The sequence below is a fragment of the Vibrio vulnificus NBRC 15645 = ATCC 27562 genome (genome assembly GCF_002224265.1).
Classification (GTDB): domain Bacteria; phylum Pseudomonadota; class Gammaproteobacteria; order Enterobacterales; family Vibrionaceae; genus Vibrio; species Vibrio vulnificus.
In genome coordinates, this window is the sequence record NZ_CP012881.1 from 1,751,240 (window position 1) to 1,772,726 (window position 21,487).

Consider the following 21,487-nt stretch of genomic DNA (forward strand, 5'->3'; position numbering starts at 1 on the left):
CGAACCATAAGCGGAAAAATAAAGTGGCAAGGAGTATAACGAGGTTAGTCGCGAGTGGCGAGTGAGTTAAAACTTTCTAACCAATAAATGGGATCTTATCTCGCCTCATGTCGGTTTGGGCTATCGAAGTGATTGGCGATATCGACTTTAGAAAAGAGTCGAAGTGGTGGATTATAATGGCAATAAAATCTTTTTGCCCAAGCGAAACTATAATTGGTGGTTGGTTAAGCGCCTTTTTCTTTATGGCCTGTAAGAATACAACGGGGGTTCGCCAACATAATTTGATCTTACCCTACAGTTTTGCTTAAAAAGTGTAGTAAAATTACGCTAGTTTTGTTTCAAGGCAAACAGGGAATGAGCCCTAAGCGCCGAAAGTTACTGAAATTTGACGAGGTCATCACTATGTCTGCTAAGAAGCCTTTGGCTCTAGTTATCCTTGACGGTTACGGTTACCGTGAAGACACAGCAAGCAACGCTATTGCGAACGCAAAAAAACCAGTTATGGATGCGTTGATTGCAAATCACCCAAACACGCTTATCTCTGCCTCTGGCATGGATGTCGGTCTGCCTGACGGCCAAATGGGTAACTCGGAAGTGGGTCACACCAACATTGGCGCAGGTCGCGTGGTTTACCAAGATCTCACTCGTATCACCAAATCAATCCTAGATGGTGAGTTCCAGCAAACGGCAGCGCTTGTTGAAGCGATTGACACTGCAGTGAAAGCGGAAAAAGCGGTTCACATCATGGGTCTGATGTCTCCTGGTGGCGTTCACTCACACGAAGACCACATTCTTGCTGCGGTAGAAATGGCAGCAGAGCGTGGCGCTGAGAAGATTTACCTACACTGCTTCCTTGATGGTCGTGATACACCACCACGCAGTGCAGAAGGTTCTCTACAACGCTTCCAAGATCTGTTCGCTAAGCTAGGTAAAGGCCGCGTGGCATCTTTGGTTGGCCGTTACTACGCCATGGACCGTGATAACAACTGGGATCGCGTTCAAGTGGCTTACGATCTTCTTACTCAAGCGAAGGCAGACTTCACTTATGATTCCGCAGTAGCGGGTCTTGCTGCCGCGTATGAGCGTGGTGAAAACGATGAGTTCGTTAAAGCGACCGAAATCAAAGCGGAAGGCCAAGAAAGTGCTGCAATGCAAGATGGCGACGCAGTGATCTTCATGAACTACCGTGCAGACCGTGCACGTCAAATCACTCGTACCTTCGTCGCTGATTTCGCTGGCTTTGAACGCGCAGCATTCCCAGCGGTGAACTTTGTGATGCTGACTCAATACGCAGCAGACATTCCTCTTGCTATCGCATTCCCACCTGCATCGCTAGAAAACACCTACGGTGAGTGGTTGTCTAAGCAGGGTCAAACGCAGCTACGTATTTCTGAAACTGAGAAATACGCACACGTGACGTTCTTCTTCAACGGTGGTGTGGAAACGGAATTTGCAGGTGAAGAGCGTCAACTTGTTGCTTCTCCTAAAGTGGCGACTTACGACCTTCAACCAGAAATGAGCTCAACTGAGCTGACTGAGAAAATGGTGGCGGCGATCAAGTCTGGTAAGTACGACACCATTATCTGTAACTACCCGAATGCGGACATGGTTGGCCACACTGGCGTTTATGAAGCTGCAGAAAAAGCGATTGAAGCGTTGGATGCAAGCGTTGGCCAAGTGGTTGAAGCGATCAAAGAAGTGGGTGGTCAGCTATTGATCACAGCAGACCACGGTAACGCAGAAATGATGGTTGACCCAGAAACCGGCGGTATCCACACCGCTCACACTAGCCTACCAGTACCACTTATCTACGTCGGTGACAAAGCGGTTGAGTTCAAGGAAGGCGGTAAACTGTCTGACTTAGCACCAACCATGCTGTCTCTAGCGGGTCTAGAGATTCCAGCAGAGATGACTGGCCAAGTATTGGTTAAGTAAGCTTAAACAGCTAAATGAAAGCCCGAGCATGACTCGGGCTTTTTTGTTTCTGTGCGTCACTGAACTAAGATGGCTGTTCCTGTTACCGCGACGAAGGCACCAAGCCACGCGTAACGATTGGGGCGTTGTTTGGTGTAGATCCACAGTATTGGCAATAACATGATTGGGGTTGTCGAGGAGAGTAAGGCAACCATCCCGACATTTCCTTCGCGCAAAGCGTACAGGATCAAGGTCATGCCAACCGCCATGGCGAGGAAGCCGTTAATCGCGGTAATGGTAAAGATGCGACCATTCATTTTTTGTGTTGCCCGAGAAATTTTTGCGCCAGTGGCTCTTAGTAGGCAATGTGCCACAAAGGCGCTGATCATACGGATAGCGGATGCTGCGACAGGGTCGATATCGGTTTGCATCACTGGTTTGGCAATAATTCCCCCTAGCGCTTGGCACAGAGCTGCCAGTAACCCTAAGGCGATGCCGATCCAAGCGGCACCTTTGACGGTTTCCAGTGCATTCTGACTTTGTCCACGTCGGCCAAAAAAGATCGCCAGAACGACGCCGGAAAATACGAGCAGCGATCCGAGTAGCTCCATTGACGTCATGCTTTCGCTAAACAGGAAGTAACCGAGAATGGCGGAAAAGACGGCATGGCAAGAGAAAAGTAGGCCCGCTTGGCGAGGCCCCATGCGATTTAAGCAAGCAAATAGCGCGGTATCGCCAATAAAGATACCAATCAAGCCTGAAAACATCATGGGCGTGATGTGTTCAGCCATGACACTTGACCAGCCTCCGGTAAACAGAGCCATACTGGAGAGCATTACCGCCGTGCATCCCATCCGCCAACGACTGTAAGCAAACGATCCCAAATGCTGAGCCGGCGTGACCGAAAGTAAACTGGCGATCGCCCACAGTAGTGCCGCGGCCAGTGCAAGCCATTCAAATCCCATTGATTGTGTGATCCCTAATTGAAGAGACCGACAATATGCCTCAAGTTATCATCTTGGCAAAGCACAGACGCGACTTTCTTCGCTTTGTCGTCGTGCTTTCTGATTCCCCTCTCTCATTAACCGAGAATCAAAACGGCCCCGTAGACGATGACTAAGCCAATCACACCGATCAGCAAGCCCACTTTTGCCATGTCCTTGCTCTCGATTAGGCCGGTAGAGTAGGCCAGAGAGTTGGGAGGCGTTGACACAGGAAGAATCATCCCGAGCGAGGCTGAGAATGCCACCACCACCAGCAAGCCTTGTAAGCCTCCGACGGCTTCTAAACTGCTCATTGAGGTACCGATGGCGGCCGCGATTGGCATCAACAAGTTGGCGGTCGCGGTATTGGACATAAAGTTCGCCATAAGCCAGCAGACTAAGGAGAGCGATACGATGATGGCAAAAGGCGATAAAGCTTCGTAATTGATTGCGTGCGCTAAGGCTTTCGCCAGCCCTGTTTTTTCCAGCCCGATACCAATGGCAATACCACCCGCGACAAGCCAAAGTACGTCCCAATTGATCAGCTTGAGTTCTTCTTTGCCCATAATGCCCGTCAATGTAAACACTGCCAGCGGAATGATAGCCACCACATAGGTATTCATGCCGTGCAATTGTGTGGTCATCCAGAGCAAAATCGTGGCGGCAAACGTGATATACACCACCATGGCACGCCAGCTTTTCTTAAACTTGCCATCCAATTTCAGCGTCATTTGCGCTTCGCTAGAAGGGAAGAGTTTCTGCAATAAAAGCCAAGCAATGGTCAACTGAACAAGAACAAAGGGTAAACCCATTGCCATCCAACTGAGAAAGTCGATGCTGTTTTCTCCAGTTAAATATTGCAATGCAATGGCGTTGGGCGGGGTACCAATTGGAGTCGCGATGCCGCCTGTGTTTGCTGCTATTGGGATGCACAACACCAGTGCTTTTATGCCCAAATCGCCTTTTGGTGCGGAGGCAACGATGGGCCCCAATAGCGCCAGCATCATGACCGTAGTCGCGGTATTGGACATAAACATTGAAAACACGGCGGTAATCAGCATCAAACCTAACATAATAAATTTGGGTTGCTGGCCAAAAGGCTTGAGTAATACCCGAGCGAGGTTGTTGTCTAACTCGTATTTTGATGCGGCAATGGCGAGCGCAAATCCGCCCATGAAAAGGATGATGATTGGCGAGGAAAACGCGGAAAAAATGTCGGTATAACCAATCAACTCACCGAGATCGTGTCCGGCGGGCGGGGTACGAAACAGGTGTAGTCCTTTATCGGAAATCATGATCAGCTCGAGGGCGATGATCAGAATTGAAGTGGCAAAAACTGGCACGGGTTCTAAAACCCAAAGTAAGGCTGCAAGTAGAAAGATGGCCAGTAGTCGATGTTGAATGAGCGTCAAATCATCGATAGGAATCGCATCGATGGGCATTAACAAAATGCCGATAGGGAGCGCAAAACAAACCAGCAGCTTCCATACCACAGTCATGTTCAATTTCTGCATTCATTGCACCTCAAGATTTCACGTGAAAACTTAGGTTAATTCATTGTGCAAAGAACATCTTAGAGGCGGGTTGAAGTTTCTGAATTCCGTTGATTTTTTATGAAGAGTTTTGTTTTTCGTCAAGAAAAAGCCCCAACGTTTGTTGGGGCTAAAAATAAACTTATTGCTGGTGGGCGTATGGGGTTCCCATCACCGTTGGTTGGCCATTGGCCATCGACTCATCAAAACGAATCGCATCTTTCGCAAAAAGGTTAATGACGGTTGAACCGAGTTTGAAGCGACCCATTTCTTCGCCCTTCTTCAAGATAACCGCATTGTTACCAGAAGCTGGATAATCCCATTTGTATACCGTATTGCCACGAGGTGGGGTAATGGTACCCGCCCATACTTGTTCAATACTGCCAACAATGGTCGCACCAACAAGCACTTGAGCCATCGGGCCAAACTCAGTATCAAAGATACACACCACGCGCTCATTGCGAGCAAATAGGTTGGGTACATTCTCTGCTGTCAGCGGATTCACCGAGAAAAGATCACCAGGAACGTAAATCATTTGGCGCAGAGTACCATTGCATGGCATGTGCACACGGTGGTAATCACGAGGTGACAGATACAAGGTCGCAAAGCTACCGTCTTTAAATTCTTCAGCAAGAGCAGCGTCACCGCCTAACAGCTCTTGTGCAGAGAAGTCATGCCCTTTCGCTTGAATCAATTGGCCGTTGGTAATTGGGCCAAACTGGCTGACGCAAGCATCCGCAGGGTGTGTAATAACCGCTTCATCTTGAGTAATTGGACGTGCGCCTTCTTTTAGCTCACGCACAAAAAACTCGTTGAAGGTTTTATAGTGCTTAGGATCGGCGTGTTTCGCTTCGTCCATATTGACGTTGTACTGCTTGATAAACCAGCGAATGATCGCTGTGGTCAGGCTGCCTGCTTTGGCAGAAGCCAATTTACCCACTAGGCGAGTCAGGCCATGTTGTGGGATCCAGTACTGCAGTCCAACTTTAATCTTATCCATTATAAATACCGATGATGTCTGTTTGATTCTTGTTTCGGGCGCGTGATGTTACTGAAAATTATTCCACTTGTCAGTAATCGGTGACGAAAACTTACACAACAATACGCTTTATAAGTCCGCTTTCTTGTTGCGCGAATATTGGCGATTGGCTTTATTCTCCGCCATGCTTTCAATAATGCGATGGTAATTATCGTAGCGCACTTCGCTGATCTCACCATTTTCTACAGCCTCGCGAATGATGCAGCCTGGGTCATCTGCGTGCTTGCAATCTCGGAACTTGCAGCCGCCCAAGTATGGACGAAACTCAAGATAGGCTTTGGTGATCTCTTCTGGCTCTAAGTGCCAGAGTCCAAACTCACGAACCCCTGGAGAGTCGATCAAGTTACCACCTGACGGAATGTGATAGAGGCGCGCCGCTGTTGTCGTATGTTGGCCCAAACCGGATTGCTCGGAGACTTCCCCTTCTTCGATATCCAACTCAGGAATGAGCGCATTCACCAAGCTCGACTTACCCACGCCTGATTGTCCGACGAAGATATTGATGCGATCTTGCAATTGCGCTTCGAGCTCTGCAATGCCAGCGCCAGAGCGCTTGCTCACATAAAGGATCTTGTAGCCAATTTTCTCATAGTCAGCCAGCCACTCACGATACGTAGCGAGCTCGGCTTCTTGCAACAAATCGATTTTGTTTAACACCAACAGCGGCTCGATACCGAGGGTTTCTGCCGCAATCAAGTAGCGATCAATGATGTTGAGTGACAACTCTGGCAGCACCGATGAGACGATGACCATTTGATCAATATTGGCCGCAACGGGTTTTAAACCATCGTAGTAGTCAGGTCGAGTTAACACGGAAGTACGCGGCTCTACGGCTTCAACCACGCCTGAAATTCCAGCCATTGACTCTAAGCCTTTGCGCCAAATGACCTTGTCACCGGAAACCAGTGATTCAATACCACGACGCAAATTACAGCGCTCAATCAGCCCGGTTTCGGCATCTTCAATATCTGCGTGTTGACCGAAACGTGTGATCACTAGCCCTCTGCGGCTATCGCCCAACATTGCTTCATCCCATTGAATGGTGTCTGCTTGTTTCTTCAGTCTTTTTTGTTGGTTGTCGCGTACACGACGTACTTGACCCTGAGTTAACTTCTTCTTTTTTGCCACGATATCTACTTTATTTGTTCGCTGATAACGAGCTAAGTATGACGACTTTCGCTACATTATCGAAGTATCTTGTTGTTACTATTTTGAGGTATAGTACCTCTTTTAGCAGCAAACAAATAGGCAACTCATCTATGTCCTTTAGCGATCAGAACTTAATTTGGATCGATCTTGAGATGACAGGCTTGGATCCTGACGTTCATAAAATTATTGAAATAGCGTCTATCGTCACCGATAGCGAGCTAAACATCTTAGCCGAAGGACCGGTACTTGCGATTCATCAGTCAGAAGAGGAACTCGCAAAAATGGATGAGTGGTGTACCAATACACACACGGGTAGTGGTCTCGTAGAGCGAGTGCGTGGTAGTCAAATTACTGAGGAAGAGGCGGTTGAACAAACCATCGCTTTCTTAGAAAAGTGGGTACCTAAAGGAGCATCGCCAATCTGCGGTAACAGCATTGGGCAAGATCGTCGTTTTTTGTACCGCCATATGCCTGAGCTTGAAGGCTATTTTCACTACCGTTATATCGACGTCAGTACTTTGAAAGAATTGACTAGAAGATGGAATCCGGAAGTATTGAAAGGTTTTTCTAAGCAGGGAACTCACCTAGCACTCGACGATATTCGTGAATCTATTGCAGAACTCAAGTTCTATCGCCAAACCATTTTTAAGATTTAGCATTGATTTCATGCGGCAGGGCGATGAATTTTTAGCTGCTTTGTGCGCTTTTTCATCGAACGGAAAAAATTTAAGGATTTTTTCAACGAAGGACTTGCATCACAAAAAAATGCTCTTATAATTCGCAGCCCTGAACGACGTAAAACGTTGTTGATTGCGACACTAGCTCAGTTGGTAGAGCGCAACCTTGCCAAGGTTGAGGTCACGAGTTCGAACCTCGTGTGTCGCTCCAAATTTAGAAGTGATGAGACCGCACACGAGGAACCTCGTACTCAGGCTGGTCACGTAACTTCAGATTACAGTTCTCATCGTACTCAACGATGACATGCGACACTAGCTCAGTTGGTAGAGCGCAACCTTGCCAAGGTTGAGGTCACGAGTTCGAACCTCGTGTGTCGCTCCAAATTTAGAAGTGATGAGACCGCACACGAGGAACCTCGTGCCCAGGCTGGTCGCGTCGCTCCAGATTACAGTTTTCATCGTACTTAACGATGACATGCGACACTAGCTCAGTTGGTAGAGCGCAACCTTGCCAAGGTTGAGGTCACGAGTTCGAACCTCGTGTGTCGCTCCAAATTTAGAAGTGATGAGACCGCACACGAGGAACCTCGTGTCTCGCCCGGATTGGGGAAAGCTGGTCGCGTCGCTCCAGATTACAGTTCTCATCGTACTTAACGATGACATGCGACACTAGCTCAGTTGGTAGAGCGCAACCTTGCCAAGGTTGAGGTCACGAGTTCGAACCTCGTGTGTCGCTCCACTTTCTCAAGTGGATGAAATAGCCTTTATCGTGCTTAACGATAATATTACGGACGCGGGATGGAGCAGCTTGGTAGCTCGTCGGGCTCATAACCCGAAGGTCGTTGGTTCAAATCCAGCTCCCGCAACCACTTTCAAAGCTCTCACTGTGCTTAACAGTGACACAATACGGACGCGGGGTGGAGCAGCTTGGTAGCTCGTCGGGCTCATAACCCGAAGGTCGTCGGTTCAAATCCGGCCCCCGCAACCAATTTCACAGCTCTCATTGTGCTTAACAATGACATACATGGACGCGGGATGGAGCAGCTTGGTAGCTCGTCGGGCTCATAACCCGAAGGTCGTTGGTTCAAATCCAGCTCCCGCAACCAATTTCAAAGCTCTCACTGTGCTTAACGGTGACACAATACGGACGCGGGGTGGAGCAGCTTGGTAGCTCGTCGGGCTCATAACCCGAAGGTCGTCGGTTCAAATCCGGCCCCCGCAACCAATTTTCGAACGATGACAATTCCTTGTCTCGTACGAAAGATGCTATTCCGTCACGCAATGAGGCGGTGATCATCACCTTCTGTACTGCTCTTTCAATAATGCTGCGAAGCATGAATCCCTAAAATGAAACCCATGTCCGATACAGATGTTCGGATGTTTTTGTCGTTTCACTTTTCTACCTTAAAAACCACTGTCTCTCTTAGCATAGAAAGATAGGGTCTTTCCATTGTTCATTAACAGACTTATCCACAGAAAATAAAATGTGGATAACTTGGTTGATAACAATGAGTAGACAACATATTCCTCTTGTCAAGAAAGGATCTTTTTTCGTTTTTACAATTAATGTTTAAATGCGTAAATTTGTATTTATTTGTTTTTAAAGGGTTTTTGTGTTTTTTCTTGATTTTGATGACGTTGCTTTTTGATCATTAAGCTCTGCTTTATTGATCCTAGTCATTGATTGGATATGTGTTTAACTTTTTTTGTCTTCGAGTTTGTAAGTAACTTTGCTAATTTTTTCCACATTTTGAAATTTGAGATGGGAATCAAATATTGCAACGCAAAAATGTGTGGTTGTTATCTTGCATCTCTTGGTAGCCCTTTATCGACGATGCGTATTAGCCTTTGCTTTTTTACATCAAGGGACAAGTGGCCAGCTTGAGCTGCTTGTTCCTCTAATGCCCAGTTGATGTGTTCATCCAGTAACTCACTCATTCCCTTGCGAGACTCAAGAGCCGTGACGATTTGTGGAGAGAAAGGTGCGTTGCCCATCGCGATGGCAATGTTTCTGAGCCATTGTAGGTGGCCAATGCGGCGAATCGCGGAGCCTTCCATGTTTTTTAGGAAAGTCGGTTCGTCCCACTGGAATAATGTAATGAGCGAGGCGTTGTTGAAGGACGCTCTTCGGTGGAAGTCATCGTGTTGCGTCAAGTCTGCGTAACGGTTCCAAGGGCACACTAATTGGCAGTCATCACAGCCATAAATTCGATTGCCAATTGCTTTACGAAACTCTGGCGCGATGATTCCGTCGTGTTCGATGGTGAGATAGGAAATGCAGCGACGCGCGTCGACAACTTTGTTATCGACAATTGCTTGGGTGGGGCAAGAGGTGATACAGGCTTGGCATTTTCCGCATGCTTCTTCACTGGCTTGGTCTACTGGTAATGGCAAATCAACCAGCAGTTCGCCTAGGAAGAACCATGAACCTGCGTCTTTATCGAGAATGAGCGAATGTTTTCCTGTCCAGCCGAGCCCGGCTTTTTGAGCTAAGGGGCGCTCTAGGATCGGTGCTGAATCAACGAAAGGGCGATAGCCAAATTGACCCACTTCGGCTTCAATTTTTTTTGCGAGGGCTGAAAGCTGCTTGCGCACTAATTTATGATAGTCACGGCCGAGAGCATAGCGGCTAATATAACCTTGTGTCGGATCCGCGAGATCGGTTGCGAATTGCGCTTGAGGAGGTAGGTAGTTCATACGAACACTGATCACTCTTACGGTTCCTGGTAAGAGTTCGGCTGGGCGCGCACGCATCATGCCGTGTCTTGCCATCCAATCCATGCTGCCGTGATAACCTGCGTCGAGCCATTTTTGCAACTGTGCTTCGTGCTCCGTTAAATCAATGTCGCAGATCCCGACTTTTTCAAAGCCGAGTTCTTTTCCCCATTGTTTGATTTGCTGTGCAAGTTGCTGGTAATCCATGGTGACTGCCTGTTCAAAACGGACGCGGATCTTACTGGATCTTCACGTTAGGTTCTAGCACAACCCTCAATCGAGAGCGATTTTTCGTTGAAATGACATTTGGGTGCTTGTCTCTCAAAATGGACACGGTTTACTATTCGTGTTCTTTTGATTTTTATATAGTCAACTTCGATATTCAGAGATACATGATCATGAACGCAAAACAGTTCGAACTGAAAGATGAGCAGGCGACCATACTGCTTGGAACACAACTTGCCCATCTTTGCTCTCAACAGACCACGATTTACTTGCACGGTGATCTTGGGGCTGGAAAAACCACCTTTAGCCGTGGTTTTGTTAGAGCGCTTGGTCATGCTGGTAATGTAAAAAGCCCAACCTATACCTTAGTCGAGCCTTATCAGTTAGCCGATTGGCAAGTGTATCATTTTGATCTTTACCGTTTGGCTGATCCTGAAGAGCTCGAGTTCATGGGCATTCGCGACTATTTTACTGCGGATGCGATCTGCTTAGTGGAGTGGCCAGAGAAAGGGGAAGGTCTTCTCCCTAAACCGGATCTGGATATTGATATTCGCTATCAAGGCGAACAACGTATTGCTCAGGTAAAAGCAAATAATGACTATGGCCTAAAGCTGCTCAGTAAATTGGAGTTATGTTGAGTTTAAAGCGCATTCAAAAAGCAGCAGTTTGGCTGTCTGCTCTTTACTTTTTGATCCCTTCTTTAGTTTGGGCCAATGTTTTACAAGGTGTGAGGGTATGGCCTTCACCGGATGAAACTCGAGTGGTGGTAGATTTAGCGGACGAAGCAAACTTCAGCTATTTCTCATTGACCAAGCCTGATCGTTTAGTGGTGGATCTGAAAAGTACATCACTCAAAACTAAGCTGCCGATTACCGTCAGTGATAGCCCAGTGCTGTCTCGCATTCGTCAAAGCTCACCGCCAGAGCAAGGCACCTATCGTTTGGTGTTTGAGTTGAAGAAAAGCGCTCCAGCGGAATTGTTCAAGTTGGCGCCAACCCCAGGAGGCGACTACGGACACCGCTTGGTGATCGACTTACCGCACCAAACTCGCAGCACTACGACATCGAGCGGCAGCAATAATGCGAAACCGCAAACGGTGAATAAAGACATTCAATCTGTTCAACGAGCGGAAGAAATTTTGATCGTGATTGATCCAGGCCATGGAGGGGAAGACCCAGGTTCGATTGGTCCGACGCGTCGCTATGAAAAAAATGCTACGTTGAGCATTTCGCATAAGATCGCCGCTGAGCTCGATGCGGTACCCGGCATTAAAACTAGGCTCACTCGATCTGGGGATTATTTTGTCAATTTGAACCGCCGCGTGGCGATTGCTCGTGAAAACGACGCACACCTGTTGATCTCTGTACACGCGGATGCCTTTACTTCACCGCAACCACGTGGTGGATCGGTGTTTGTGTTGAATACCCGTCGTGCGAACACGGAAATTGCACGTTGGGTTGAGAATCACGAAAAGCAATCTGAAATCCTGGGTGGTTCAGGCGCGGCGTTTACGAACATCAATGATAAGAACGTCAACCAAACCTTACTGGATTTGCAGTTTAGCCACTCGCAGAAAGAGGGCTACAAACTCGCCACAGAAATTTTGTCGGAAATGGGAAAAGTTGCACAGTTGCATAACAGCCAGCCAATCAACACCAGTTTGGCGGTTTTGCGTTCCCCACAAATTCCGTCAGTACTGGTAGAAACGGGATTTATCTCCAACCCAAGCGAGGAAAAGCTGCTGTTTCAGCGCGCGCACCAAGATAAGCTGGCCAAAGCGATCTCAAAGGCGGTGCTGAAATACCTGAAAGATAATCCACCGGAAGGAACGGTGTTTGCCTCTAGTGCGAAACCGATTGTTCACACCGTTAAACGAGGTGAGTCTTTAAGTGTGATCGCTGAGCGTTATGGCACTTCAACGCAAACGATCATGAAAGACAATCAGTTAAAATCTTCACGTTTGTCGATTGGTCAAACGTTGAAAATTCACCGTGGTGTGCCTGGACCCAAGGTGATTGCGGCTCAACCGAATACCGTGGAAACCAAGACCATTACCCACAAGGTCAGCAAAGGTGAATTTTTGGGCATGATTGCCGATCGTTACAAAGTGTCGGTCGCCGATATTCGTCGAGAGAATAAGCTCAAGTCTGACACCTTATGGGTAGGGCAGAAATTGAGCATCACCGTGAACTTGAAAGATCAACCGATCCGCAAACACACGGTAGCTCGTGGAGAGTTTCTGAGTAAAATTGCAGCCAAGTATGGTGTGAGTGTTTCGAGCATCCGCCAAGCGAACAACTTGCGTTCCGATGAGCTGGCAATTGGGCAGGTATTGATTATTCCAAATAAATAGGCAGAGAGATGACGATCCGGATATTACCAGCGCGTTTGGCGAACCAGATAGCGGCTGGTGAAGTGGTTGAACGCCCCGCTTCTGTGGTCAAAGAGTTAGTGGAAAACAGCCTTGACTCAGGGGCAACTAAGATTGACATCGATATCGAGAAAGGCGGCGCAAAGCTGATTCGTATCCGTGATAACGGCTCTGGTATTGTGAAAGATGAGTTGGGCCTTGCGCTAAGTCGACACGCGACGTCAAAAATCCACACGTTGGACGATCTGGAAGCGATCATGAGCCTTGGTTTTCGTGGTGAAGCGTTAGCCAGTATCAGTTCAGTCGCGCGTTTGACCCTCACTTCTCGCCCAGCAACGCAAGAGCAAGCGTGGAGCGCTTATACGGAAGGGCGGGATATGCAGGTGAAACTGCAGCCTACCGCTCACCCGATTGGTACCACCGTTGAAGTGGTCGATCTGTTTTTTAACACCCCTGCCAGACGCAAATTTCTTCGAACTGAGAAAACCGAATTTGCCCATATTGATGAGTTGCTAAAACGGATTGCACTCAGTCGTTTTGATGTGTCGATAACCTTACGCCACAACGGCAAAGTGATCCGCCAATATCGTGCTGCACACAATGATCTTCAGGCAGAAAAACGCTTAGCCACCGTTTGTGGTCAAGCGTTTGTACGTTGCATACTGAAAATAGAGCTCGAACATCAGGGTCTCAAACTTCACGGTTGGATCACCACGCCTGAAGGGGCCCGCCAGCAAAGTGATCTGCAATATTGTTATGTTAATGGCCGGATGATGCGCGACAAGCTCATCAATCATGCCATTCGCCAAAGCTACGAGACGAGCTTAAAGCCTGAGCAATTTGCCGCTTACGTCCTGTTCATTGAGCTGGATCCACATCAAGTTGACGTCAACGTTCACCCTGCCAAACATGAAGTACGCTTCCATCAAGCCCGCTTGGTACATGATTTTATCTATCAAGCACTTGCAAGTGCGTTGGCGCAAAGTGACAGTATCGAGCAGCCGCAAATCAATGAGTCAGCTTTTCATTATCAAGTCGAGCCAGAAGTTGAACCACTCGGTCGCTTTCCTGCCGAAAGTAATGAGGTTCCACAATCGGTTTATCACGCCATTGAAAAAGCGCCAGCCTATCCACGAAAAGCAGGACAAGAGCAACCGTTGCAGCAACGGGCACCTTTGGAAAGCTCGCTCTTCAGTGAACAAGGCTGTGAAGTTTCACCTGCGCCACACAATGAGCGCCATGCTTGGATGGAGTCACGATCCCCTGCGCGCCATACATCACCTTCAAATCAGAGTGAACGCTACGGCGAGTCAGCACCCAGCAAACAGCAAGTCAAAGCGTATGCGGAGTTACTTCATACCCCGGATTTTCCGTCCCAGAATGTGGAATGTGCTCCGTCGCCCCCAATCGCCTCTCCAGTCCAAGAGTTAGGGAAGGCGGTGTCCGTGGTGGCGCAACGTTATCTTTTGACGACAACGAAGGCGGGTTGCCAGCTGATTTCTCTTGCTCGCGCAGAGTTCTATCGAACCCTTGGGCAACTGAATGGCGATAAAGCGCCATTGAAGTCTCAGCCTTTGTTGGTGCCGCTTTCGCTAAAACTGGAAAAAGGGTTGGTTCATGCCGCGCAAGAGCATCAAGATCGTTTTGCTCGGATGGGGATCCTCCTTAAAATGCGTAATGAGAAAGCCCTAATGGTGATGGGGGTGCCTGCGCCATTAAGGCAACAAAATTTACAACTTCTTATTCCAGATCTGTTATCTTACGCCGCTTCGCAAGCCCAGAAGGAAGAGCAGGCACAAAATGACACGGCGATGGCGCAGTGGTTGGCGTTGCGTGTGGCAAAAGTGAAAAGCCACTATACACTTTCTGAGGCGATACAAATTATTTCGGAACTCGAACAACTCTGGCAAGAGAAGCTCCCGCTACAGGATGCTCAACTGGTCACGAGTGTCGATTTCTCGGCAACGATTGCACAACTGACATGACACCATGACTGAACAATTACCTTTAGCTCTGTTTTTAATGGGGCCGACAGCATCGGGAAAAACGGAATTAGCAATCCGATTGCGTCAACGATATCCGGTTGAACTTATCAGTGTCGACTCCGCTCTAATTTACAAGGGCATGGATATTGGCACTGCCAAACCTGATGAACGCGAGCAGCAACTGGCACCGCATCGTTTGATCGATATTTTAGATCCGACCGAAGCCTATTCTGCGGCTGATTTTCGTCGTGATGCACTCGCTGCTATGAACGAGATCGTGGCACAAGGCAAAATTCCGCTGCTTGTTGGTGGAACTATGCTGTATTTCAAGGCGTTACTCGAAGGTCTGTCACCACTTCCTGCTGCAAATGCTGAAATACGTCAGCAAATTGAACAAGAAGCATTGACGAAAGGTTGGTCAGTATTGCACGATGAGCTTCAAGAGATTGATCCTGTATCGGCAGCGAGAATACACCCGAATGATCCGCAAAGATTGTCGCGTGCATTGGAAGTTTATCGAATTTCAGGTAAAACTCTTACTGAACTGACGGAAACGAAAGGGGAAAGTTTACCGTTTCGTGTCAAGCAGTTCGCAATAGCTCCCAAGGAAAGGGCAGAGCTCCATCGTCGTATTGAACTGCGTTTCGATAAAATGATGGAAGCCGGATTTGAACAAGAAATGAGAGCCTTGTATACACGCAAGGATCTTCATCCGGATCTTCCTTCCATTCGATGCGTCGGTTACCGACAGATGTGGGACTATTTAGACGGAAATTGCACTTTAGATGACGCGATCTATCGTGGTATCTGTGCAACTCGTCAATTGGCCAAGCGACAAATTACCTGGTTGCGCAGCTGGGATAATTTAACTTGGTTGGATAGCGAAAACATTGAACAGTCACTAGAAACTCTCTCAGAAGCCATAGCATCTGATAGAGATAGCTGTGTATAATGTGATCGTTTTTGCGTGAATACACTCTAAGAAGGATCAGTTTCTGGTAACTTGCTGTTTAGGCTGCTAGTAACTAAGGGTGTTTTTTGTTCGTTTAGCTCAGATGCAAAGGCATTTTCTTTTGCAGTGCACCACTAGCTAAATAATTACAACTACAAATTAAATAAGGAAAATAAAATGGCTAAGGGGCAATCTCTACAAGACCCATTTCTAAACGCACTCCGTCGTGAGCGTATCCCTGTATCGATTTACCTAGTAAACGGTATCAAATTGCAAGGTCAGATCGAGTCGTTCGATCAATTTGTGATCCTGCTGAAGAATACAGTAAACCAGATGGTTTATAAGCACGCAATTTCTACTGTGGTTCCTGCTCGTCCAGTGAGTCACCACAGCGGCGAGCGTGGCTCAGATCGTCCAAGCGAGAAATCGGAAGATTAATTTCGTTATCGATCATTTAAACACTTTAAGGAGTTGATTGCTTGTTTGACCGTTATGAATCCGGTGAGCGAGCCGTACTTGTTCATGTCAACTTCACGCAACAAGGCGAGTGGGAAGACCTTGCAGAATGTGAAATGTTGGTTTCTTCCTCAGGGGTAGAAACGTTACAGGTCATTACTGCAAGTCGTCAGTCACCACACGCCAAATACTACGTCGGAGAGGGAAAGGCTCAGGAAATTGCTCAAGCTGTGCAATTGACCGGAGCTGAAATCGTGATATTTAATCACGCCCTCTCTCCTGCCCAAGAGCGCAACCTCGAAAGATTGTGTCAGTGTCGAGTCATCGACCGTACCGGTCTGATTCTGGATATTTTCGCCCAACGAGCTCGTACCCACGAAGGTAAACTTCAAGTGGAGTTGGCTCAGCTTCGACATATCTCTACTCGCTTAATTCGCGGTTGGACGCACCTTGAGAGGCAAAAAGGTGGTATTGGCTTGCGTGGACCTGGGGAAACTCAGCTTGAAACAGACCGCCGTTTACTGCGTGAGCGTATTAAAGCGATTTTACGTCGTCTAGAAAAAGTAGCGAAACAGCGTGAGCAAGGGCGCCGTGCCCGAAATCGTGCAGAAATTCCAACCATTTCTTTGGTCGGGTATACCAACGCAGGGAAATCCACCCTGTTTAACCGTATCACTGAAGCTGGGGTTTATGCTGCCGACCAATTGTTTGCGACGTTGGATCCGACTCTGCGTAAGATTGAACTGGCGGATGTTGGGCCAGCCATTTTGGCGGATACGGTCGGATTTATTCGACATCTACCACATGATCTGGTCGCAGCATTTAAAGCAACCTTGCAAGAAACGCAAGAAGCTGACATTTTGTTACATGTTGTTGATGCCAGTGATGAGCGTTTTCGTGAGAATATTCAAGCTGTTCACGTAGTACTAGAAGAAATCAATGCTCACGAGATACCAACACTCGTGGTGATGAACAAGATAGACAATATGGAAGACCAACGTCCACGTATTGAGCGCGATGATGAAGGGGTACCCCAAGTCGTCTGGCTTTCTGCGATGGATGGTCAAGGTATCGATCTCCTGTTTGAAGCGCTGACGGAACGTTTGGCTTCAAGCATGGTGGAGTGCCAGTTGCGAATCCCTCCACAACATCAAGGACGGTTTCGTAGTACATTCTTCCAGATGAAATGTATTCAACAGGAAGAATATGATCAGGATGGTAACTTGTTGATCGATATTCGAATGCAGCAAGTAGATTGGTCTAGACTTGAAAAAAGAGAAGGGGCAGTTTTGAGTGACTTTATCGTTACTTAAAGGACTGCTACAGTATAACGTCATATCAAATGATGGAGCTTTCTAATGGCGTGGAATGAGCCTGGAAATAACAACGGCAACAATGGCCGCGATAATGACCCTTGGGGTAACAATAATCGTGGTGGTCAGCGTCCGGGAGGACGAGACCAAGGGCCGCCGGATTTGGATGAAGTGTTTAACAAACTGAGTCAAAAGCTGGGTGGTAAGTTTGGCAACAAGGGAGGGCGTGGGCCTTCAATTGGTGGTGGCGGTGCAATTGGCTTTGGTGTCATTGCCGTTATTGCCGTACTTGTCTGGGTTTTCGCAGGCTTCTACACCATTGGTGAAGCGGAGCGTGGCGTGGTGTTACGTCTAGGTAAATACGATCGTATCGTTGACCCTGGTCTAAACTGGCGCCCACGTTTTATTGACGAAGTCACACCAGTTAACGTGCAAGCCATTCGCTCGCTACGTTCATCGGGTACGATGCTGACTAAAGACGAAAACGTCGTGACGGTTTCGATGGATGTTCAGTACCGTGTTGCGGATCCTTACAAATACCTGTTCCGAGTGACTAACGCTGATGACAGCTTGCGTCAAGCAACAGACTCGGCACTGCGTGCCGTGATCGGCGACTCATTGATGGACAGCATTTTGACCAGTGGTCGTCAGCAAATTCGTCAAAGCACTCAACAGACGTTAAACCAAATCATCGATAGCTATGATATGGGCTTAGTGATTGTGGATGTGAACTTCCAGTCTGCTCGTCCGCCTGAGCAAGTAAAAGATGCATTCGATGATGCGATTGCGGCGCGTGAGGATGAAGAGCGTTTCATTCGTGAAGCCGAAGCGTACAAAAATGAAATCTTGCCAAAAGCAACAGGTCGCGCAGAGCGTCTGAAGAAAGAGGCTCAAGGTTACAGTGAACGCACCATTAACGAAGCGTTGGGTCAAGTGGCTCAGTTTGAAAAGCTGTTACCTGAATACCAAGCTGCACCGAAGGTTACGCGTGATCGCCTCTACCTAGATACGATGGAAGAAGTGTATTCAAGCACATCGAAAGTGCTGATTGATTCTGAATCAAGTGGCAACTTACTTTACTTGCCGATTGATAAGTTGGCGGGTCAAGACTCTCAAACGGATACGAAACGTAAAACGAAATCATCTTCGACTTACGATCAGATCCAATTGGAATCAGAGAGTTCGGCTGACAACACTCAGAACACGCAGTCTCGTTCAACAGGTTCACGTCAAGGGAGATACTAAGAATGCGTAAGTTAATGATCCCTGTACTGGTTCTTGTACTTGCAACCCTATTAATGTCGTTGTTTGTCATCCCAGAAGGTGAGCGTGGTATCGTGGTTCGTTTTGGTCGAGTACTCAAAGATACCAATGACGTTACCCGAGTTTACGAACCTGGTTTGCATTTCAAAATGCCGTTGTTTGATCGCGTGAGAACGTTAGATGCACGTATTCAGACAATGGACGGACGTTCAGACCGTTTTGTGACGTCAGAGAAAAAAGACGTCATCATCGATTCGTATGTGAAATGGCGTATTGAAGATTTCGGCCGTTACTACCTTGCAACGGGCGGTGGCAATACGCTCACCGCTGAGGCGTTACTTGAGCGTAAAGTGACTGACATTTTACGTGCAGAAATCGGTGCTCGTGAGATCAAACAGATTGTGTCTGGTCCACGTAACGGTGATGTATTGCCTGAAAGCGTGACCAGCGCGGAAGTGAGCACTGAAGCGGCTCGTCAAGCTCTGGAGATCGATGGCGAACGTGACCTGATCATGTCGAATGTATTGAAGGATACGCGTGAAAGTGCCATGAAAGACTTGGGTGTTCGCGTGGTGGACTTCCGTATGAAGAAAATCAATCTTCCGGATGAAATCAGTGAATCTATCTACCGTCGTATGCGTGCAGAGCGTGAGTCTGTTGCGCGTAAGCACCGTTCTCAAGGTCGTGAGAAAGCGGAAGTTATCCGCGCTCAAGCTGAGCTAGAAGTGGCGACTATTCTAGCTGAAGCGGACAAGACTGCGCGTGTAACACGTGGTGAAGCGGACGCGAAAGCGGCGAAAATTTACTCTGATTCTTACAACAAAGATCCTGAGTTTTTTAGCTTCATGCGTTCATTGAAAGCGTATGAGAAGTCATTTGGCACTAAGAGCGATATTCTTGTGTTGGATCCAAAGAGTGAGTTCTTCCAGTACATGAACAATGCAAAAGGCGCCGCAGCAAACTAATACGGTGACCTTGTGTTTTAATGAAAAGGCTCCATTGGAGCCTTTTTTCTTGTCTAAAACAGGTGTATTTAGGGGAAACTTAACTCATCATGTAAGCGATAACCGCACCAGCCACGACAAGACAACCTCCAATGCGGCGTAACTGATTATCGGGTTGCTCACTTAATTGTGCCACCATATTTCGCCACCCTCTCGGAGCCAGCAATGGCCCCAATCCTTCCACAATCAGTACCAGCCCAAGCGCCAACCAAAGTGAGTTCGACATTGCATAAATCCGCAGTGAAAATAAAGTGAAATATTATCAGTGATATGATGGTGGCAAAAGTGGCCGTGCTGAGGAATGACTGAAAGGAAGGGATCGCTGTGCACAAAAAATGACTGCAAGATGCCTAATTCGGTGCTAGAATCCTTTTTTAACTATCAATCAGACTTGGAAAGATGGCAAATAACGTAGTCGTTCTGGGCACCCAATGGGGTGACGAAGGTAAAGGTAAAATCGTTGACCTTTTGACTGAAGATGCAAAGTATGTGGTTCGCTACCAAGGCGGTCACAATGCTGGTCACACACTCGTAATCGACGGTGTTAAAACCGTACTTCACTTAATTCCATCAGGTATCCTACGTGATAACGTAAAATGTGTTATCGGTAACGGTGTAGTACTTTCACCTGAAGCGCTAATTAAAGAAATGAAACCTCTTGAGGAGCGCGGTATTCCAGTTCGCGAACGCCTATTCATTTCTGAAGCTTGTCCTCTCATTCTTCCTTACCATGTTGCTATGGACCAAGCTCGCGAAATTGCTCGCGGTAAAAAAGCTATCGGTACAACAGGCCGTGGTATTGGTCCTGCATACGAAGATAAAGTGGCTCGCCGCGGTCTACGTGTTGGCGACCTATTCGATATGGAAGCGTTTGCAGAAAAACTAAAAGAAGTAATGGAGTTCCATAACTTCCAACTAGTTAACTTCTACAAAGCAGAAGCAGTAAGCTATGAAGAAGTGCTTGAGCAAGCGAAAGGCTATGCAGAGCTACTGACTTCAATGGTTATCGACGTTACTGACGAACTAGACGCAGCACGCAAGCGCGGCGACAAAATCATGTTCGAAGGTGCTCAGGGTACACTGCTAGACATCGACCACGGCACTTACCCATACGTAACCTCTTCTAACACAACCGCTGGTGGTGTTGCGGCAGGTTCTGGTTTTGGTCCTCGTTACCTTGGCTATATCCTAGGTATTGCAAAAGCTTACTGTACTCGCGTAGGTGCTGGTCCATTCCCAACTGAGCTTTACGATGGTCAAGAAAAGCAAGATCCAGTGGGTAAACACCTAGGTACTGTTGGTCACGAGTTTGGTGCAACAACGGGTCGCCTACGTCGTACTGGTTGGTTTGACGCTGTTGCAATGCGCCGCGCAATCCAAATCAACTCTGTATCAGGTTTCTGTCTAACCAAACTTGATGTTCTAGATGGTTTGAAAGAACTGAAAATCTGTACTGGTTACCAAATGGAAGATGGTTCTGTTCTCGAAGTTTCTCCAATGGCGGCAGAAGCGTTTGAGAAAGTGACGCCAATCTACGAAACCATGCCTGGTTGGTCTGAGAACACCTTTGGTGCCAAATCTCTAGAAGATCTACCACAAGCGGCGATCAACTACATCAAGCGTATTGAAGAGTTGACTGGCGTACCAGTAGACATCATTTCTACAGGTCCAGATCGCAACGAAACGATCGTTAAGGTTCATCCATTCGAATCTTAATCGCGATATACGTGACAACGAAACCGGCCTCTTGGCCGGTTTTTTGTATTCTCTAATGGGAGTCATTTTCTACTGCACTCAAGCTGGTGAAAAACTATACTAGCTGTGGCAAGCTATTGCCGATAAGCGGCAATTTTTGTCTAAAGCTAAGCGGTCTTTTGCCGATAATGTTATCAAGCCTGTGATTTCAAAG

General features: G+C 47.5%; 17 protein-coding genes and 8 tRNA genes. 19 read left to right on the plus strand and 6 right to left on the minus strand.

Annotated features, from left to right (window positions below; translation table 11 throughout):
* Window positions 1–402: 402 nt before the first annotated feature.
* Complete coding sequence (gene gpmM, locus AOT11_RS08150; protein ID WP_026050332.1) at window positions 403–1,935, plus strand: 2,3-bisphosphoglycerate-independent phosphoglycerate mutase; 1,533 nt, start codon at window positions 403–405, stop codon at window positions 1,933–1,935.
* A 56-nt stretch (window positions 1,936–1,991) separates the two neighbouring features.
* Here gpmM and AOT11_RS08155 read toward each other — a convergent pair whose 3' ends face one another.
* The 4 genes from AOT11_RS08155 to rsgA all read right to left on the minus strand — a co-directional run bounded on the left by AOT11_RS08155 (window position 1,992) and on the right by rsgA (window position 6,596).
* On the minus strand, window positions 1,992–2,879 hold the full coding sequence (locus AOT11_RS08155) for a DMT family transporter (protein WP_017419734.1): 888 nt from the start codon (window positions 2,877–2,879) through the stop codon (window positions 1,992–1,994).
* 116 nt (window positions 2,880–2,995) lie between these two features.
* A complete protein-coding gene (locus tag AOT11_RS08160) occupies window positions 2,996–4,411 on the minus strand; it encodes an SLC13 family permease (RefSeq protein WP_017419733.1) in 1,416 nt (471 codons plus the stop codon).
* A gap of 160 nt (window positions 4,412–4,571) precedes the next feature.
* Window positions 4,572–5,429, minus strand: coding sequence for an archaetidylserine decarboxylase (asd, locus tag AOT11_RS08165; RefSeq protein ID WP_017419732.1), 858 nt, complete (start codon window positions 5,427–5,429; stop codon window positions 4,572–4,574).
* A 108-nt stretch (window positions 5,430–5,537) separates the two neighbouring features.
* A complete protein-coding gene (gene rsgA / locus AOT11_RS08170; RefSeq protein ID WP_017419731.1) occupies window positions 5,538–6,596 on the minus strand; it encodes a small ribosomal subunit biogenesis GTPase RsgA in 1,059 nt (352 codons plus the stop codon).
* Window positions 6,597–6,727: 131 nt separating this feature from the next.
* On the opposite strand from rsgA, the gene orn reads away from it, so the two are divergent.
* The 9 genes from orn to AOT11_RS08215 all read left to right on the plus strand — a co-directional run bounded on the left by orn (window position 6,728) and on the right by AOT11_RS08215 (window position 8,519).
* Window positions 6,728–7,273 carry an oligoribonuclease gene (orn, locus tag AOT11_RS08175; protein WP_017419730.1) on the plus strand — a complete coding sequence of 182 codons (546 nt, stop codon included), beginning with the start codon at window positions 6,728–6,730 and terminating at the stop codon, window positions 7,271–7,273.
* 156 nt (window positions 7,274–7,429) lie between these two features.
* A tRNA-Gly gene (locus AOT11_RS08180) sits at window positions 7,430–7,505 on the plus strand.
* A gap of 95 nt (window positions 7,506–7,600) precedes the next feature.
* A tRNA-Gly gene (locus tag AOT11_RS08185) sits at window positions 7,601–7,676 on the plus strand.
* Between the two features lie 95 nt (window positions 7,677–7,771).
* Window positions 7,772–7,847 (plus strand) — tRNA-Gly (locus AOT11_RS08190).
* Between the two features lie 110 nt (window positions 7,848–7,957).
* Window positions 7,958–8,033, plus strand: a tRNA-Gly gene (locus AOT11_RS08195).
* Between the two features lie 53 nt (window positions 8,034–8,086).
* Window positions 8,087–8,163: transfer RNA gene (locus tag AOT11_RS08200), tRNA-Met, on the plus strand.
* Between the two features lie 42 nt (window positions 8,164–8,205).
* A tRNA-Met gene (locus tag AOT11_RS08205) sits at window positions 8,206–8,282 on the plus strand.
* A gap of 41 nt (window positions 8,283–8,323) precedes the next feature.
* Window positions 8,324–8,400, plus strand: a tRNA-Met gene (locus AOT11_RS08210).
* A 42-nt stretch (window positions 8,401–8,442) separates the two neighbouring features.
* Window positions 8,443–8,519: transfer RNA gene (locus AOT11_RS08215), tRNA-Met, on the plus strand.
* 575 nt (window positions 8,520–9,094) lie between these two features.
* Here AOT11_RS08215 and queG read toward each other — a convergent pair.
* The gene (gene queG, locus AOT11_RS08220; RefSeq protein WP_038939551.1) at window positions 9,095–10,216 is read right to left on the minus strand and encodes a tRNA epoxyqueuosine(34) reductase QueG; all 1,122 of its coding nucleotides are present in this window, start codon (window positions 10,214–10,216) and stop codon (window positions 9,095–9,097) included.
* A 191-nt stretch (window positions 10,217–10,407) separates the two neighbouring features.
* Here queG and tsaE point away from each other — a divergent pair, with 191 nt between their 5' ends.
* The 8 genes from tsaE (at window position 10,408) to hflC (ending at window position 19,539) form a co-directional block, all read left to right on the plus strand.
* Window positions 10,408–10,872 (plus strand): tRNA (adenosine(37)-N6)-threonylcarbamoyltransferase complex ATPase subunit type 1 TsaE, encoded by a 465-nt coding sequence (tsaE, locus tag AOT11_RS08225; protein ID WP_026130582.1) that lies wholly within the window; start codon window positions 10,408–10,410, stop codon window positions 10,870–10,872.
* Window positions 10,866–12,587: an N-acetylmuramoyl-L-alanine amidase gene (locus AOT11_RS08230; RefSeq protein WP_061778603.1), complete on the plus strand. Its 1,722-nt coding sequence runs from the start codon at window positions 10,866–10,868 to the stop codon at window positions 12,585–12,587. The genes tsaE and AOT11_RS08230 overlap by 7 nt, the downstream gene beginning before the upstream one ends.
* Window positions 12,588–12,595: 8 nt before the next feature.
* On the plus strand, window positions 12,596–14,590 hold the full coding sequence (gene mutL, locus AOT11_RS08235) for a DNA mismatch repair endonuclease MutL (protein ID WP_061778602.1): 1,995 nt from the start codon (window positions 12,596–12,598) through the stop codon (window positions 14,588–14,590).
* 4 nt (window positions 14,591–14,594) lie between these two features.
* Entirely contained in the window at window positions 14,595–15,542 is a 948-nt protein-coding gene (gene miaA / locus AOT11_RS08240; protein WP_039549636.1) for a tRNA (adenosine(37)-N6)-dimethylallyltransferase MiaA, read from the plus strand.
* 177 nt (window positions 15,543–15,719) lie between these two features.
* On the plus strand, window positions 15,720–15,980 hold the full coding sequence (gene hfq, locus AOT11_RS08245; protein WP_011079276.1) for an RNA chaperone Hfq: 261 nt from the start codon (window positions 15,720–15,722) through the stop codon (window positions 15,978–15,980).
* Between the two features lie 41 nt (window positions 15,981–16,021).
* Window positions 16,022–17,311, plus strand: coding sequence for a ribosome rescue GTPase HflX (gene hflX, locus AOT11_RS08250; protein WP_011079277.1), 1,290 nt, complete (start codon window positions 16,022–16,024; stop codon window positions 17,309–17,311).
* Between the two features lie 45 nt (window positions 17,312–17,356).
* Window positions 17,357–18,556: an FtsH protease activity modulator HflK gene (gene hflK / locus AOT11_RS08255; RefSeq protein ID WP_011079278.1), complete on the plus strand. Its 1,200-nt coding sequence runs from the start codon at window positions 17,357–17,359 to the stop codon at window positions 18,554–18,556.
* 2 nt (window positions 18,557–18,558) lie between these two features.
* Window positions 18,559–19,539, plus strand: a complete 981-nt coding sequence (gene hflC, locus AOT11_RS08260) for a protease modulator HflC (protein ID WP_011151327.1) — start codon at window positions 18,559–18,561, stop codon at window positions 19,537–19,539.
* 79 nt (window positions 19,540–19,618) lie between these two features.
* Here the strand turns inward: hflC and AOT11_RS08265 are convergent, their stop codons facing one another.
* A complete protein-coding gene (locus AOT11_RS08265) occupies window positions 19,619–19,804 on the minus strand; it encodes a DUF2065 domain-containing protein (protein ID WP_017789728.1) in 186 nt (61 codons plus the stop codon).
* A gap of 173 nt (window positions 19,805–19,977) precedes the next feature.
* Here AOT11_RS08265 and AOT11_RS08270 point away from each other — a divergent pair, with 173 nt between their 5' ends.
* Window positions 19,978–21,294 carry an adenylosuccinate synthase gene (locus AOT11_RS08270; RefSeq protein WP_011151326.1) on the plus strand — a complete coding sequence of 439 codons (1,317 nt, stop codon included), beginning with the start codon at window positions 19,978–19,980 and terminating at the stop codon, window positions 21,292–21,294.
* The last annotated feature ends 193 nt before the right edge of the window (window positions 21,295–21,487 follow it).